Here is a 14,856-nt window from a genome sequence, read left to right on the forward strand (position 1 = left end):
CGCCGCAGGCGCATTTCGCGGCACCGGCCCGCTCCCCCACCCGACCTCCCATAGAATACCCTGATTGGGAGGTCGGGTGGGGGAGCGGGCCGGTGCCGCGAAATGCGCCTGCGGCGCATTTCCAAACCGCGGTTTGTCAGGCCGCGGCGGCTTCGCCGCCCCAATCGCGCGAAGCCAGCGCTCGCGCTTCGCTGACCGGCAGCGGCCGGCCGAAATAATAGCCCTGAACCTTGGTGCAGCCGAGATCCTGGATCAGCCGGTGCTCGTCCTCGGTCTCGACGCCTTCCGCGGTCGTTGCCATACCCAAAGACTGGGCAAGCGCGACAACGGCGCGGATGATCGCGACCGGCTCCTTCTGACCCTTGGAAGCGCCCTGGACGAAGCTGCGATCGATCTTGATCGTCGAAAAGCGGGTGCGCGCGAGATAGCCCAGCGACGAATAACCGGTACCGAAATCGTCGAGGCTCAGGCGCACGCCGAGATCGAGCACGCGTTCGAGCACCTGCACCGCCACGGTGCCTTCGCGCATGAACACGCCCTCGGTCACTTCGAGTTCGAGCCGCTCCGGCGGCAGCCCGCTATTGGCGAGCGCCGATGCGACCACCGACACGAACGCGGGATTGTGGAGCTGTTCGGGCGATACGTTGACCGCGACCCGCGTCGGCGACGGCCATCGCGACGCTTCGTCGCACGCCTGGCGCAACACCCATTCGCCCATTGGAACGATCAGCCGTGCGTCTTCTGCCAGGGGCACGAACTTGGCCGGTGAAATGATGCCCAGTTCGGGATGCGTCCAACGCAAGAGCGCTTCGAAGCCGGTGAGGCTGCCCGACCCGGCGACCACCACAGGCTGGTATTCGAGGTGCATCTCACCCTTTTCGAGCGCCTGGCGCAGCGCCATTTCGAGCACGCGACGCTCTTCCGCCTTGACGTGGAGCTGAGGCTCGTAGGTGTGGAAGACGCCGCCGCCGGCATCTTTCGACCGATAAAGGGCAAGGTCCGCCGAGCGGATCAGCATTTCGGCGGTGCGGCCGTCGCGCGGGCCGATCGCGACGCCGACCGACGCACCGATATAGAGCGTGTGCGCATCGACCTCGTATGGCCGCGACAACATCTCGATAATCGCCTGTGCCAGCTTTTCGACGCGGGCCGTGTCGGACGCGTCGCGTACCACCACCGCGAATTCGTCGCCGCCGAGCCGGCCCACGACCTCATTGTCGCTGACCAGATGGCCGAGCCGTTCCGAGACGCGCCCGAGCAACCGATCGCCGACCGGATGGCCGAGCGAATCGTTGACCGCCTTGAAGCGATCGAGATCGATCATCATGAACGCACAGCGCGTGCCCCATTTCTCCGCCTCGGCCATCGCGCGGCCGAGTTGCTCGTTGAGGTGGAGCCGGTTGGGCAGGCCGGTGAGCATGTCGTACCGCGCCATGCGGTTGATCTTGTCGGCCGATTCGCGCTGGGCGGTGACGTCGGATCCCACGCCGCGGAAGCCGATAAAGGCGCCGTCGTCATCGTGGCGCGGGCTGGCGGCAAGCGCGAACCATCTTTCGGCCTCACCGACCTGCACGGGCAGCAGGATATCGCGAAACGGTTCGCGATTCTTGAGTTTGTCGGCGAGCATGCGCAGCCCGGACGAGAAGTCGCCGCTTTCCCAATGGACGCCGGCCAGCGCCTGGAGCAGCGGCATGCCGTTGATCTTCACCGGATCGAGATGGACCGAGCGCGCGAAACGCGGGCTGGCGCGCACGATGCGCCGGGCGCTGTCGGTCTCCCACAGCCAGTCGCCATCTTCTTCTTCGAATTCGCGGAGCAGCAGGCTGACGGTTTCGTCGCGTTCGGACAGACCGATTTCGTTAGCGCGGATCACCACCAGCGATTTTCCGCGCTGGAAACAACTGACCATCAGCAGGACGACGAACAGCATCGACGCCGCGGCCAGCAACGGGCTGCCGATCAATACCAGCATGACGGCAATGGCGGTGCCAAGGATACCGAGGAAGCTCAGCGTCGCCAGCGGTAGCGCGGCCATTGCCACGGCCGACGCCGTGAGCATGACCGACAGCACGATCCACAATGCCATCGCGGTGCCGATATCGACGCGCGACCCCAGCGCCAGCGGTGGAATCGACCAGACCGAGGCAAGCGCGATCCCTTCCAGCACGGTATCGCGCACATCGCCGAGGGTCGCGGAATTGGCGTCGCGATGGCGCGAGGCGAGGCGCCGCATCGTCACGCCGACCCCGACCAGGCCGGTCAGGACCGCCCAGCCGATCAGCATTTCGCGCGGCACCTGGCCGTCGAACATCATGACGACCAAAGCCGCGCCGATCAGGTTGGCGCCGAGCAGGAACAAGGCGAGCTGGCGTCCGGCGTGCAATTGCGCCGCCCGGATCGGACCCCAGTCGGTGGTGTCCGCCGGATCGTAGAGACCAAGCAACGCGCGGACGTCGATCCGCGGGGTGGCGAATTGGGAAGAGGGCTCCGTGCTCACCCCCTGCGGATAGCGCCTACAGGGTTAGCGAAGGGTTAGGCGCACGCAGGATTTTTTCGCGAATTCGCCCCGAAATGGAGAGCAATAGTCGCGACCGAGCCGCCAAAACTGTGGATAACCCCGCTCGATTGATCCAGATCAGTCCGTATTTTGCCGGCCCGCTAGGGCTTCAGGCGGCGATCGCGTATGGCTTGATCTCACCAGCGAGGTACAGATTGCGCGCCTTCGCCCGACTCAACTTGCCCGAACTCGTGCGCGGCAGCGTGCGCGGCGGGATCAGTTCGATCACGCAATTCATGCCGGTAACCGACCGCACCCGCTCGCGAATCTCGTCGCGCAGGCGCAGGCGTTCGGCTTCGTCGGACGTCCGGCACTGGACCAGGACGGCCGGCGTCTCTTCACCGCCCGGCGTGGTGATCGCGAAGGCGGCGATATCGCCCGCCTTGAAGCCGGGCAGCTGCTCGACTGCCCATTCGATGTCCTGCGGCCAATGGTTGCGGCCGTTGACGATGATCATGTCCTTGGCGCGGCCGACAATGTAAATATAGCCGTCCGACATATAGCCCATGTCGCCGGTATCGAGCCAACCGTCCTGCATGCAGGCGGCGGTCGCTTCGGGGTCGCGGAAATAGCCGACCATCACCGACGGCCCCGCGCACCACACCTTGCCGATCGCGCGTTCGGGCAGCGGCGTGCCGTCTTCCTCGCGAATCTCGATCTTCATGTCGCGCGCCGGTTTGCCGCAATTGACGATCGCGCGATACCGCTGCGGGCGATCGTGGCGGCCTTCCTGGCCCGACAGCTGGGTTTCCTCGACCAGTTCGACGCGGATGCCTTCGCCGGGCGGCATGATCGATACCGCGAGGGTCGCCTCGGCCAGGCCATAGCTCGGCAGGAACGCGGTCGCCTTGAACCCGGCATCGCCGAATGCGTCGACGAACGACTGCATCACGTCGGGACGGATCATGTCGGCGCCGTTGCCCGCCACGCGCCAGCGCGACAAATCGAATCGATCCCGCGCCTTGGTCTGGCTCGACATGCGGCGCGCGCAGATGTCGTAGCCGAAGGTCGGCGAATAAGAGAGCGTGGTGCCGGGATTGCGGCTGATCAGGTCGAGCCAGGCGAGCGGACGGCGGGCGAAATCCTCGGTCTTGAGGTAATCGGTCGATACCTGGTTGGCGACGATCGACAGGAAGCAGCCGACCAGTCCCATGTCATGATACCAGGGCAACCACGAGACGCAGCGATCGCCATCGCCGACATGCATGCCATGGCTGTGCGCGGCGAGATTGTTGAGCAGCGCATGATGCGTGATCGCGACGCCATGCGGAAAGCGCGTCGACCCGCTCGAATATTGCAGATAGGCGATGTCCTCGCCCGTGGCCTGCGGCAATTCGGCGTCGGGAGCGGGGCGCTCGGCGAAGCTCGCCCAGTCGATTCCCTCGACATTCTGGATCCTTGCCGCTTCGGCGCACATCGCGCCGATCTCGGGCGGATAGATCAGCATCGTCGGGTCGCAGCTTCTCAGCTGGACCGACAGCTGGTCGATATAACTTTGCGCGCCGCCGAAGCTGGTCGGTAGCGGCAGCGGCACCGGCCAGGCGCCGGCATAGACCACGCCGAAGAACAGGCTGGCGAACTCGACACCGGTTTCCGCGATCAGCGCGATCCGGTCCTCAGGCTTCACGCCCGACGCGATCAGCCGGCGGGCCATCGCCAGCGCGTCCTGCCGCATTTCGGAAAAAGGATAAGCGCGGACCAGCGCGCCGCGCGGATCGTGGAAATTGAGCCCGCGCACGCCTTGCGCGGCATAATCCAGCGCTTCGCCCAAAGTCCCGAAATCGGCCAGTCGGCGCGGCAAGGCGTCGTCGGTCGGAGTCGGCGCCAGGCTCTCCGTTCGCTCGCCTACCACGTCAGTCGCCATGTCTAATGTCATCACTTTCGCGCCCATGTTCCTGCGGCTCTTACCGGCCGCTTCATGCCAGCGACGGCCCCCTGCCGCCCGCACGCGTTCAAATTCGGTTGTCAGTGTGGCACAAACATGGCGACATGGCCCGAGTTCCTCGTCAATCCGCCCCACCGCTCGACCGTTCGAGCCTCGAACGACTGGCATTGCGCTATGTCGAACGCTTCGCGACGACGCGCGGACGGCTGACCGATTATCTCCGCCGCAAGATCCGCGAGCGGGGCTGGGACGGGGAAGCCGCCGACCCGGCGGCGATCGCCGATCGCATGGCCGAACTCGGCTATATCGACGATCGCGCCTGGGGAGAGGCCAAGGCGAGTACGATGGCGCGGCGCGGATTGGGGGCTCGACGCGTGGCAGGCGTATTGCGCCAGGCCGGCATCGGCGGCGACGATGTTGACGCTATCGCGCCGGCGGTCGCCGACCGGTCGGTCGATGCCGCGATCGCTTATGCGCGTCGGCGTCGGATCGGCCCGTTCGCCGATCAGCCGGGCGATCGCCCGACCCGCGAGAAGCATGTCGCGGCGCTGCTCCGCGCCGGCCATTCGTTCCAGCTGGCTCGCGCGCTGGCCAGCATGAATCCGGGCGATGATCCCGTTAAGCTGCTCGAATAGAACGATCCCGAAACGAGCGGCGCTAAGCCTTTGGCTTTCATCGTGATCGTGTTACACTGGTTGTTCGCAGGGGGTGACTGTGCGCGTAGAATCGCAGCTGGAGACGGGCGACCGCCCGCTGGAGCCGTTGGAAGAGGTTGACGTCGGGGCGCTGGCGGACGGCGAATCGCACCATCGTGGCGTCGTCAAATGGTTCGATGTCACGCGCGGTTTCGGCTTCCTGGTCGATGACGATCAGGCGGGCGATATCCTCATCCATTTTTCGGTGCTTCAGCCGCATGGCCGGCGCAGCCTGCCCGAGGGCGCGCGGGTCGATTGCATCGCGGTTCGCCGCGACCGCGGCCTGCAGGCAAGCGCAATCCTGGCCATCGACCTGTCGACCGCGATCGAGCCGCCGCCGCGCGTCCGTCCCGATGCCGATCGGGTCGATCCGGTCTCGATGCTCGACCAGGCCGGTCCGTTCGAACCGGTCGCGGTCAAATGGTTCAATCGCCTGAAGGGCTATGGTTTCCTGGTGCGCGACGCCGACTCGGCCGATATATTCGTGCATATGGAAACGCTGCGCCGAGCCGGTCTGCATGAGGTGGAACCCGAGCAACGTCTGAGGGCGCGGATCGTTGAGGGCCGCAAGGGCCCGTTGGCGGTCATGGTCGAACAGGACTGATTTCATGAAATTTGCTGTTGGATTGCTGGCGCTGGCCGCCGGCGTGGGTGGGGCTGGCTGGGCCGGTTATAGTTGGTACGCGTCGCCCTCGGCCGATGCCAGCGCCAACGCAGCCAAGACGATCGCGCTGACCGTCGCCAGCAGCAACGGCACCCACGCTTTCCAGGTCGAGGTCGCCAAGAGCGCGGGCGAACAGGAAAAGGGGCTGATGTTCCGGACCGACATTCCCGACAATGGCGGGATGCTGTTCTGGCCCTATCCGGCTGGCGGCGGCGCGCCCAAGGAAGCGAGCTTCTGGATGAAGAACACGCCGAGCCCGCTCGACATCATCTTCATCCGCGCCAACGGCACGATCGCGCGGATCGCGGAAAACGCGATTCCCGAAGATGAGACGCCGATTTCATCGGGTGAGCCGGTCGGCGCGGTGCTCGAGCTCAAGGGCGGGCGCAGTTCCGAGCTGGGGATTGCCGAGGGCGACAAGGTAACCTGGACCGGCAAATGACTCCTCAGCACCCCGGCGTAAGCTGGGGTCTCGGGCGGCATCGCCTCATCGCCAAAGATCCCAGCTTTCGCCGGGATGACGACGGCAGGCGTTGAACGCCGGACCGTCACCCGCTAAGCGCGGCCTATGGGTATCAATCTCAATCCCTTCACCTGGTGGACCGGCGCGACCTGGGGCACGATGGTCGGCCTGCTCGGCAAGGAACGCGTCGGCGAGGATGACCTCGGCAACGTCTATTACCGGGGTGGCAAGGACACTAACGGCAACCCGCGGCGCTGGGTGATCTATAACGGTGCGAACGACGCCAGCCGGGTGCCGCCCGAATGGTTCAGCTGGCTGCATCACCAGATCGACGACGTGCCCGATCGCGCGCTACCGGCGCAGCGTCGCTGGGAAAAGCCCGCCGTGCCCAATCTGACCGGGACCGCTCTGGCCTATCGGCCGCCGGGCGCGCTCGAAAAGGGCGGGCATCGTGCGCCTGCCACGGGTGATTACGAAGCCTGGACGCCGGAAGGATGAACTGGCGCCGCGTCGGCGGTATCACCGCGCTGGTGGCCGGAATCGGCGCGGCCGGCTGGGCTGGCTATAATTGGTACGAGACGCCGACGGCGCCGCCGCCCGACGCGGTGGCGACCGCCGCGCCGACCGCGCTCGACGATAGCGGCCAATCAGGTGGCGTCGAGACGATCGACGTATCGGGCGATGCGACCAATCCGACCCAGGGCGCGACGCCGATGAACCAGCGCGTCGCGACACTCGGCCTGCTCAACAAGCGCAACAGCCAGACGCGCGATCTGACGATGAAGCCCGGCGAGGCGATTCGCGTCGGGAATGCCATCGTCCGCCTGCGCGCGTGCGAGGAAACCGCGCCTTGGGAAGCCGAGCATTATACCGGTGCGTTCGTCCAGCTCGACATCGAACAGACCGACAAGCAGTGGAAGCGGGTATTTTCGGGCTGGCTGTACAAGGAGCGGCCGAACCTGAACGTCGTGATCGATCCGATCTACGACGTCTGGGTCAAGAGCTGCACGATGTCCTTCCCCAAAGGCGGCGCCGACACCGTGACGGCGCCGACCGAATCGCCCAAATCGGGCAGCCGGTCGAGCGCGCCGAAATCCCCCGCCGCGGCGCCCGACACCGCAGCGCCGAGCGAACCGTCGATCGCCGCGCCCAGCAACGCGACATAATCGCCCCGGCTGATCTCGATCGCGCCGAGCGAGGCGAGATGGGGCGTCATGAATTGGCAATCGAGCAGAGTGAACCCGCCCACGCGCAGGCGCGCCACCAACCAGGCGAGGGCCACTTTTGACGCATCGGTCGCGCGGCTGACCATCGATTCGCCGAAGAACGCCTTGCCGAGCGCGAGGCCGTAGAGACCGCCGATCAGCTGATCGCCGTCCCAACATTCGATCGAATGCGCGCGGCCCTGATAATGAAGCGTGGTGAACACGCTTTCGATCGTGGTGTTGATCCATGTCTCCGGCCGATCAGCGGCGCTTTCGGCACAGAGCGCGATCATGTCCTCGAACGCGGCGTCGGCAGTGACGCGGAACCGGTCCGAGGCAATCACCTTCCGGAGCGATTTCGACAGATGGAACCCGTCGAGCGGCAGGATCGCGCGCTTGCGCGGTTCGACCCAATAGACTCCGGCCGCGTCGCGCGCGTCGGCCATCGGAAAGACGCCGACGGCATAGGCCCCCAGAACGAGATTGGGATCGAGAACCTCATAGGACGGCTCTGGAGGCGGTTTCATCGCGCCAGCCGCTTCTCGATCGTCTGCCACAGCGTGGCGAATGCGTGCGCCGCCGCCGAGCTTCCGGCGAATTGACCCACCGCCGCGCGGCGATCGCCCATCTGTTCGACGATGCTGGCCATTGGGATGATCGGCCAGTCGGGATGTGCCGCCACCGCTTCGCCGTGCAACCGGCGGCGGCGATCGACCATGACATGGACCGGCAGCACCTTGGCCTTGCCCAAGGACGCGGCCATGTCGTCGAAGGCGCGTTGCGACAGCGGCGAGGGGATGACCGGCACGACGATCAGGTCGGCGGCGCGGATCACCTGTTCGCTGGTTTCGGTGAGGCCGGGCGGGCAATCCAGGATCACCCGATCATAATCCTTGGCCAAGGATGCCAACAGCTTTTGCAGCCGCTTCTTCTTGTCGAGTTCGTGGAACAGCAGGTCGAGCCCGCGCAGCGACGTGTCCGCGGCGATCACGTCGAGTCGCGCGATCGCGGTAGCCCGGGCGAGCTTGCTCGGCTCGATGTCTTTGGTGAACACCGACTGCGCGTCGGCCTTGCCCTTTTTGGTCGGCAGCAAAAAGGTGCTGGCCGCTTGCGGATCGAGATCCCAAAGCAATGTCCGGCGCGACGAGAGCGTGGCGGCGGCCCAGGCTAAATTGACCGCCAGCGTCGTTTTGCCGACGCCGCCTTTCAGGCTGTAGATCGCGATCGTTGCCATGCCGCTCCCGTTGGGCGATGATCGGCAAGGTGCCCAATCTGGGCAGTTGATGCAACAGCGGTCCGCGCCGAAACGCGGACCGCTGGGTTGGAATCACGCGTCGCAGGTCTGGGCGGGCTTGCCCGGCGCGGTCAGCTTGATCGATTTGGGCGTGCCCGACACTTCCCAGCCGCCGTCGCCGACATAGGGCTTGCCCGCTTCGGGCGCCTTCAGCACGACTGCCGTGGCGTCCGCAGGAGCCGACACGGTCAGCTGCTTGTCGCCTTCGAAAAAAGTCACGTGCGCCAATGTGTTATCGCCATGGCAGCGCATCGAGACCTCGGCCTTGATCGCCGGCGGAAGCTCGAATTTCGGCTTTTCGGCGACCGTCTTGTTCTCGACGGTGGTCGAGTTCTCGACAGTCGTGGCGTTGGTCTTGGATTGACAGGCCGTCAGCGCCAGAAGCGCTACGGCGGTTGCGGGGAGAAGGGGGGTCTTCATAGGCCTTCGCGCTTCGCGCACGCAGCAGCGAAGGTCAAGATGTAACCATTTTGGGCCGTTCCGGGCGTGATGCGTTGCAACAAAAGTGTCATTCGTGAAATTCGTCCATATCGGGGATACGGCCGAACGCAATTTTCGTACCGACGCGATCGATCCGTCCACCATAAAACGGCCCGAGCGACACCGCGTGGCGGCCGAATTTCTCGTTGAGCCGGTCCATCGCTCGGCTGAGCGCCAGCCCGCGAGTCTCGCGCGCCAGCGGGTCGTCGGGGTCGAGATGCTCGAACAGCGATCCCTGTTCGCCGGCGACCGGGACGATCTCGTTGAGCGTCACGCCGATCATCCGCACGCGCAGCGAACCGTGACGCTGTCGCCCTTCTTCGGCCAGCCGGGGAAACAAGGCATCGAGCGCAGCAAGCACCTGGAAACTGTCCTGCGTTGGCGCCAGGCGGCGGCTGGTCTGCCATACGATTTTGTCCTGCTCGAACCGGACATGGAGCACCAGCAGGCGCGCCGCATAGCCCTTGCGCCTGAGCCGGCTCGCCGCCTTGAGCGCTAGCCGCCGCGCGGTCAGCCGCACCGGCTCGAGCCCGCGCTTGCCGGGCGACAGCACGTGGCTGTGGCCGATCGACCGCGTTTGGGTCGCCTTGTCGGGCAGGTCGACGCCGTGGAGCAGATACCATAATCGATCGCCATTGGTGCCGCCCCAGGCGGTGCCGGCGTCGCGCGGGCGGCGCTCGCAATATTGACGGATATCGTTGACTCCGTCGCGCGCCAGCCGGCGCTCCATGTTCGCGCCGATCCCCGAAATGTCGCGCAACGCCAGTCCGAATAGCCGATGCGGCAATTGCTCGGCGGTCAGGATGATCAGCCCGTCGGGCTTCTGCATGTCAGAGGCGAGTTTGGCGAGCAGCCGGTTGGGCGCGATCCCGACCGACGAGGTCAGGCACTCGCCGACATTGGCACGGATCCCGGCCTTGATCCGCCGCGCCAATGCCATCGCCTGGTCGGGCGAATTCTCGTTGTCGAGCAGGCGGCACGCGACTTCGTCGATCGAACAGACGCGCGTCACGGGGATGTGCTTCCAGATTTCCGCGATCACGGCGTCGTGGAACTCGACATATTTGTCGTGGCGCGCGGGCGCGATCAGCAACTCGCGGCACAACCTCTTGGCTTCCCACACCGGCGTGCCGGTGGTGATGCCATAGCGCTTGGCTTCGACCGAGGCGGCGATCGCAACCGTGGTGTCGGACCCGACCGGCGCGACGATCACCGGCTTACCACGCAAGGCGGGGTCGAGCTGCTGTTCGACGCTGGCGAAATAGGAGTTCAGGTCGAGGAACAACCAGCGCAGCGGGCGCGGCGGCAAGGTCAAGTCGACCGACACGCCATATGCGTCGGAGGGGGCAGGGGAGAGCGATTCGGCCAGCGCCATAGGGTGGAACATTATCAGAACATTGGCGCGTGAAATAGCTCAGAGATAGGCACGGAGCGCCGTCCAAGCGCCCTGCTTCGCCGCAAGGCCGATCGTGTGGAGCGGGCTGCTCGACGGCAATGCGATCAGGTCATATCGCCGGACGTGCTCCTCCATCAGTCGTCGGCCGATCTTGTATGCGGTGCCGCCGTTGAACGCGATCGCGCGCAATCGAGGCAGCGACGCGGCGAGATGCTCGAGATCATTGGGCGCATGATCGCGGATCGCGGCGTCGCTGCTGCCGGGGCGAGTGGCGGTCGCGACGACGTCCCACAGGCCGATATGCGCGTCGAGCAGCGTTGCGAGCCGATCCTCATAGTCCAAGGCTGCCAGATCGCGCCCGACCACGGGGGAGAGCAGGCGCCAGAACTGGTTCTGCGGATGCGCGTAATAACGTTGCGCGGCGAGGCTGCGGTCGCCGGGCAGGCTGCCGCAGATCAATAACCGCGTTCGCGCGTCGACGACCGGCGGGAAGGAGCGTTTGAGTGTCACGGCGTCAGTGTAGCGCGGCCCGCCAGACACGTCCCGCCTTGACCGCGCGGGCCGATCGGGTGACGATCTCTCCAATCAGGGAGATGGGCATGAAGCGAGTGCTGTTGGTGGGCGTGATCCTGAGCATGCTGGCGGGATGCGGCGGCAGCCCGGCGGCGGTCGGGCAGAATTCGGCCGATTCGATCACCACTACAGCGGTCGGGAATGTCGTCGCGACCGTGCCGAGCCCGACGCCGACGCCCACAGCGAATGCTGCGGCGGCGGCACCCGACAACGGAGCGGTGTCCGACGACAGCGCCGCGTCCAACGACACCTCGGCAGATGCCGCGGCGAGCAGCGACGCGCACCAGGAGTAACGCTGAAACCCCTCTCCCCCGTGGGCGCATCGGGCCGCTCGGCGTTAGCCGAGTGGGAAGGTAAGGGGGCGAGCCGCAGGCTCGCGCGGCGCTAGCGCGCCCCCCTCATCCAAGCTTCGCTAGGCAGCAGGCTGCCAAGCTTCGCTATCCTTCTCCCACAAGGGGAGAAGGAAGAGGACACACACAACAAGGAATTGCCTCCCACGCAGCAGCGATTGCTTGCCCGCGCCGCGCGCCGGTTTATCTAGGTGCCATGCCCATCACGCCCGACACCCTGTCGCTCATCGGCCATACCCCTCTCGTCCGGCTCAACGGGCCGAGCGAAGCGGCTGGCGCCGAGATTTTCGGTAAATGCGAATTCGCCAATCCCGGCGCGAGCGTGAAGGATCGCGCCGCGTTGTTCATCGTCCAGGACGCCGAAGAGCGCGGGCTGATCGCGCCGGGCGGGACGATCGTCGAGGGGACGGCGGGGAATACCGGTATCGGGCTGGCGCTGGTCGCCAATGCCAAGGGCTACAGGACGATCATCGTCATGCCCGAGACGCAGAGCCGCGAGAAGATGGACACGTTGCACGCGCTCGGCGCCGAACTCGTGCTGGTGCCGGCCGCGCCTTATTCGAACCCAGGCCATTTCGTGCATACCAGCCGGCGCATCGCCGAAGAGACGCCGAACGCGATTTGGGCCAATCAGTTCGATAATATCGCCAACCGCAGGGCGCATATCGTCGGCACCGCCGAGGAGATCTGGGACCAGATGGATGGGCGGATCGACGGGTTCACCTGCGCGGTGGGGACGGGCGGGACGCTGGCCGGGGTTGGGCTCGGCCTCAAGTCGCACGACGAGAACGTGACGATCGCGCTCAGCGACCCCGATGGCGCCGCGCTCTATTCCTATTACGCCTGCGGTGAACTCCATAGCGAAGGATCGTCGGTGGCCGAAGGGATCGGGCAAGCGCGGATCACTGCCAACCTGGAAGGCGCGCCGGTCGACACCCAGTTCCGCATCTCGGACGCCGAAGGATATCATTGGGTCAGGCGCCTGCTCGACGAAGAAGGGCTTTGCCTGGGCCTGTCGTCGGGGATCAATGTCGCCGGTGCCGTCGCGCTGGCGAAACAATTGGGCCCGGACAGCAGGGTCGCGACGATCCTGTGCGACACGGGATTCCGCTACCTTTCAACGCTCTACAACAACGACTGGTTGGCATCCAAAGGATTGGTTCCCGCCTGATGCGGTAGACCGTGGCACCAGCAAGGTCGACAAACGCCTCGCGATGCGTTACATAAATGCCACACAAGTATGAAAACACTGGTTCGCGACAACATTCAAACGATGCAACGGGTGAAGGTCGGCATGATCGGCCTTGCGGCGGTATTGCTGATGATCGGCGTCGCCGCGACCCTGTTCGCGATCGTCAGCCGGGAACGTCCGCTTAATGCGGTGGGCGCGCCCAAGGTCGATGTCGCCGCCAACCTTGCCGCGTCGAACAGCACCGCCCCAATCGATACCGCGACGAGCGAACCGCTCGCCGAAATGGGCGTCGCTCCGGCGGCATCGCCCACTCCCGCCAAGCACTGATGTCCGCCTCCCTGCCGGGAAGCGATGGGAAATCATCCCAAAGCTGGGCTGAGTCGCGCCGATTCCAACATTTCAAGCCCTTGCCGGTGCCTGCAGGGGTCAGAAGGGCAGGCTATGGTTAAAGAAAATTTCATAGTGTTTGGAATAACTTAGCCAAAAGTGGGCAATTTTGGCCCATCAAACACCAAAAATTCCCATTGAATCCCATCCGGTGGCTTGATACGCCAGTCTCCGGAAGTGGGGCGTTTTTACCCGTTGATTCTGATCACCGCGGCGCGAGCGAGGGCTCGTTCCGCGAACGGGAAAACGCATGTCTGGTTCGGGGCGATCGGTGGCTGGGAGCAGTATCTATACGGGAACAGCGCTGCAGCTTGTCGATGACAAGAACCGCGTTTCCATACCTGCCAAGTTCCGCGACGCCGTCATCGACAACACGCCGCCCGAGCGCTTCAAGAAAGGCCCGTTCGTCCTCATGGGTCAGCACCCCGAGGCGAAGTGCCTGATCGCCTACGACCAGGGCTATGTCGACGCGAAGCTGGCCAAGGCTGCGGCGGGCGATAACGACCCCGCGTTCAACGTCCTTCGCGTCATTGCCGGCGGCGCCGAGGAAGTCGGCTTCGACAGCACTGGCCGCGCCGTCATCATCAACTGGATGAAGGAAGAGGCGGGCATCGCCAAGCACGCTTTCTTCTACGGGTCGCTGACGCATTTCGAGATCTGGGATCCCCACACCCTGCTCGCCGCGACCGACGACCAGGCTGCCCCTGTCCTCAAGCGTATCTGCCGCAACCTCATGCAGGAAAAGAACATCCTGTGAGCACGCCCACTCCCCATATTCCGGTGCTCATCGATGAGGTGATCGACGCTCTCCATCCCACCCCGGGAGAGCGTCATGTCGATGCGACCTTCGGCGCCGGCGGTTACACAAGGGCGATCCTTGCCACGGGCACCGAGGTGGTCGCGTTGGACCGTGACCCCGATGCGATCGCCGCCGGCCAGGACTTGGTCGCTGCGTCGGACGGGCGGCTTACGCTCGTCGAGGCGCCATTTTCCGCGCTCGAGTCCGAACTCGACGCCCGTGGCCTCGTCCCGGTCGATGGCGTCGTGATGGATATCGGCGTGTCGTCGATGCAGCTCGACCAGGCGGAGCGCGGCTTCTCGTTCCAGGGCGACGGGCCGCTCGACATGCGGATGAGCCAATCGGGCGAGAGTGCCGCCGATTTCCTCAACAGCGCCGACGAAAGCGACATCGCCGATGTCCTCTACCTCTATGGCGAAGAGCCTCGCTCGCGCCGTGTCGCCCGGGCGATCGTCTCCGCAAGACCCCTTACGCGGACTTCCGAACTCGCGACGGTGGTGCGGAAGGCGCTAGGTCATAAGCCGCACGACAAGAAGGACCCCGCGACGCGGACCTTCCAGGCCGTACGGATTCACATCAACCGGGAGCTCGGCGAGCTGGCCGATGGTCTCGCCGCGGCGGAGCGTGTGCTCAAGCCCGGTGGGCGGCTGGCAGTGGTGACCTTCCACAGCCTGGAGGATCGCCTGGTGAAGCATTTTCTGCGCGAACGGAGCGGCGCGATGCCGTCGGGTTCGCGGCATTTGCCGCCGCAGGCCGCTCCGGCCGAGGCGACATTCGAAACGATCGGGCGCGCGGTGCGCCCCAGTGACGCCGAGCTGGCGCGGAACCCGCGTGCCCGTTCGGCGACCTTGCGTGTGGCCAGGCGGACCGCGTCGGCAGCCTGGGTTGCGGGAGAAATGTGATGGTTGTGGCGCAT

Annotated in this window: 16 protein-coding genes and 1 pseudogene; 10 read left to right on the top strand and 7 right to left on the bottom strand. The window is 65.4% G+C overall.

Annotated features, from left to right (window positions below; translation table 11 throughout):
• Window positions 1-136: 136 nt before the first annotated feature.
• Window positions 137-2,497 carry a putative bifunctional diguanylate cyclase/phosphodiesterase gene (locus AC1DQQ_RS05500; RefSeq protein WP_478044519.1) on the bottom strand — a complete coding sequence of 787 codons (2,361 nt, stop codon included), beginning with the start codon at window positions 2,495-2,497 and terminating at the stop codon, window positions 137-139.
• A gap of 169 nt (window positions 2,498-2,666) precedes the next feature.
• Window positions 2,667-4,421 (bottom strand): fatty acyl-AMP ligase, encoded by a 1,755-nt coding sequence (locus AC1DQQ_RS05505; RefSeq protein WP_478032591.1) that lies wholly within the window; start codon window positions 4,419-4,421, stop codon window positions 2,667-2,669.
• A gap of 125 nt (window positions 4,422-4,546) precedes the next feature.
• Here AC1DQQ_RS05505 and AC1DQQ_RS05510 point away from each other — a divergent pair, with 125 nt between their 5' ends.
• The 5 genes and pseudogenes from AC1DQQ_RS05510 to AC1DQQ_RS05530 all read left to right on the top strand — a co-directional run.
• A complete protein-coding gene (locus AC1DQQ_RS05510; RefSeq protein ID WP_478032592.1) occupies window positions 4,547-5,077 on the top strand; it encodes a regulatory protein RecX in 531 nt (176 codons plus the stop codon).
• 79 nt (window positions 5,078-5,156) lie between these two features.
• Window positions 5,157-5,741, top strand: a complete 585-nt coding sequence (locus AC1DQQ_RS05515) for a cold-shock protein (RefSeq protein WP_478032593.1) — start codon at window positions 5,157-5,159, stop codon at window positions 5,739-5,741.
• Between the two features lie 4 nt (window positions 5,742-5,745).
• Window positions 5,746-6,243 carry a DUF192 domain-containing protein gene (locus AC1DQQ_RS05520; protein WP_478044521.1) on the top strand — a complete coding sequence of 166 codons (498 nt, stop codon included), beginning with the start codon at window positions 5,746-5,748 and terminating at the stop codon, window positions 6,241-6,243.
• A gap of 126 nt (window positions 6,244-6,369) precedes the next feature.
• Window positions 6,370-6,762 carry an NADH:ubiquinone oxidoreductase subunit NDUFA12 gene (locus AC1DQQ_RS05525; RefSeq protein ID WP_066822722.1) on the top strand — a complete coding sequence of 131 codons (393 nt, stop codon included), beginning with the start codon at window positions 6,370-6,372 and terminating at the stop codon, window positions 6,760-6,762.
• A gap of 281 nt (window positions 6,763-7,043) precedes the next feature.
• Window positions 7,044-7,211 (top strand): annotated as a pseudogene (locus AC1DQQ_RS05530) (DUF2155 domain-containing protein); the annotation flags it as partial.
• A 35-nt stretch (window positions 7,212-7,246) separates the two neighbouring features.
• Here AC1DQQ_RS05530 and aat read toward each other — a convergent pair.
• From aat to AC1DQQ_RS05555, 5 genes are all read right to left on the bottom strand, one after another.
• Complete coding sequence (gene aat / locus AC1DQQ_RS05535) at window positions 7,247-7,996, bottom strand: leucyl/phenylalanyl-tRNA--protein transferase (protein ID WP_478032595.1); 750 nt, start codon at window positions 7,994-7,996, stop codon at window positions 7,247-7,249.
• A complete protein-coding gene (locus AC1DQQ_RS05540) occupies window positions 7,993-8,703 on the bottom strand; it encodes a ParA family protein (RefSeq protein WP_478032597.1) in 711 nt (236 codons plus the stop codon). Before AC1DQQ_RS05540 ends, aat begins: the two co-directional genes overlap by 4 nt.
• Window positions 8,704-8,796: 93 nt before the next feature.
• Complete coding sequence (locus AC1DQQ_RS05545) at window positions 8,797-9,183, bottom strand: hypothetical protein (RefSeq protein ID WP_478032598.1); 387 nt, start codon at window positions 9,181-9,183, stop codon at window positions 8,797-8,799.
• Window positions 9,184-9,271: 88 nt separating this feature from the next.
• Window positions 9,272-10,630, bottom strand: a complete 1,359-nt coding sequence (locus AC1DQQ_RS05550) for a DNA polymerase Y family protein (RefSeq protein WP_478032600.1) — start codon at window positions 10,628-10,630, stop codon at window positions 9,272-9,274.
• 27 nt (window positions 10,631-10,657) lie between these two features.
• Complete coding sequence (locus tag AC1DQQ_RS05555; protein ID WP_478032601.1) at window positions 10,658-11,179, bottom strand: DNA-deoxyinosine glycosylase; 522 nt, start codon at window positions 11,177-11,179, stop codon at window positions 10,658-10,660.
• Window positions 11,180-11,238: 59 nt separating this feature from the next.
• Here AC1DQQ_RS05555 and AC1DQQ_RS05560 point away from each other — a divergent pair, with 59 nt between their 5' ends.
• From AC1DQQ_RS05560 to rsmH, 5 genes are all read left to right on the top strand, one after another.
• Window positions 11,239-11,505, top strand: coding sequence for a hypothetical protein (locus AC1DQQ_RS05560; RefSeq protein ID WP_478044522.1), 267 nt, complete (start codon window positions 11,239-11,241; stop codon window positions 11,503-11,505).
• A gap of 253 nt (window positions 11,506-11,758) precedes the next feature.
• Complete coding sequence (locus AC1DQQ_RS05565) at window positions 11,759-12,733, top strand: cysteine synthase A (protein ID WP_478044523.1); 975 nt, start codon at window positions 11,759-11,761, stop codon at window positions 12,731-12,733.
• A 102-nt stretch (window positions 12,734-12,835) separates the two neighbouring features.
• Complete coding sequence (locus AC1DQQ_RS05570) at window positions 12,836-13,081, top strand: hypothetical protein (protein ID WP_478044525.1); 246 nt, start codon at window positions 12,836-12,838, stop codon at window positions 13,079-13,081.
• Between the two features lie 331 nt (window positions 13,082-13,412).
• On the top strand, window positions 13,413-13,898 hold the full coding sequence (locus AC1DQQ_RS05575; protein WP_478042944.1) for a division/cell wall cluster transcriptional repressor MraZ: 486 nt from the start codon (window positions 13,413-13,415) through the stop codon (window positions 13,896-13,898).
• Window positions 13,895-14,842: a 16S rRNA (cytosine(1402)-N(4))-methyltransferase RsmH gene (gene rsmH / locus AC1DQQ_RS05580; RefSeq protein ID WP_478044526.1), complete on the top strand. Its 948-nt coding sequence runs from the start codon at window positions 13,895-13,897 to the stop codon at window positions 14,840-14,842. Before AC1DQQ_RS05575 ends, rsmH begins: the two co-directional genes overlap by 4 nt.
• Window positions 14,843-14,856: the final 14 nt, after the last annotated feature.

Source organism: Sphingomonas sp. P4_G3 (assembly GCF_056401105.1).

What these genes read in the sequence shown, in the direction of transcription:
- aat (WP_478032595.1), bottom strand. Translation starts at nt 7,996, where the DNA reads ATGAAACCGCCTCCAGAGCCGTCCTATGAGGTTCTCGATCCCAATCTC.
- AC1DQQ_RS05550 (WP_478032600.1), bottom strand. Translation starts at nt 10,630, where the DNA reads ATGTTCCACCCTATGGCGCTGGCCGAATCGCTCTCCCCTGCCCCCTCC.
- AC1DQQ_RS05570 (WP_478044525.1), top strand. Translation starts at nt 12,836, where the DNA reads ATGCAACGGGTGAAGGTCGGCATGATCGGCCTTGCGGCGGTATTGCTG.
- AC1DQQ_RS05560 (WP_478044522.1), top strand. Translation starts at nt 11,239, where the DNA reads ATGAAGCGAGTGCTGTTGGTGGGCGTGATCCTGAGCATGCTGGCGGGA.
- AC1DQQ_RS05545 (WP_478032598.1), bottom strand. Translation starts at nt 9,183, where the DNA reads ATGAAGACCCCCCTTCTCCCCGCAACCGCCGTAGCGCTTCTGGCGCTG.
- AC1DQQ_RS05520 (WP_478044521.1), top strand. Translation starts at nt 5,746, where the DNA reads ATGAAATTTGCTGTTGGATTGCTGGCGCTGGCCGCCGGCGTGGGTGGG.
- AC1DQQ_RS05525 (WP_066822722.1), top strand. Translation starts at nt 6,370, where the DNA reads ATGGGTATCAATCTCAATCCCTTCACCTGGTGGACCGGCGCGACCTGG.
- AC1DQQ_RS05505 (WP_478032591.1), bottom strand. Translation starts at nt 4,421, where the DNA reads ATGGCGACTGACGTGGTAGGCGAGCGAACGGAGAGCCTGGCGCCGACT.
- AC1DQQ_RS05565 (WP_478044523.1), top strand. Translation starts at nt 11,759, where the DNA reads ATGCCCATCACGCCCGACACCCTGTCGCTCATCGGCCATACCCCTCTC.
- AC1DQQ_RS05510 (WP_478032592.1), top strand. Translation starts at nt 4,547, where the DNA reads ATGGCCCGAGTTCCTCGTCAATCCGCCCCACCGCTCGACCGTTCGAGC.
- AC1DQQ_RS05540 (WP_478032597.1), bottom strand. Translation starts at nt 8,703, where the DNA reads ATGGCAACGATCGCGATCTACAGCCTGAAAGGCGGCGTCGGCAAAACG.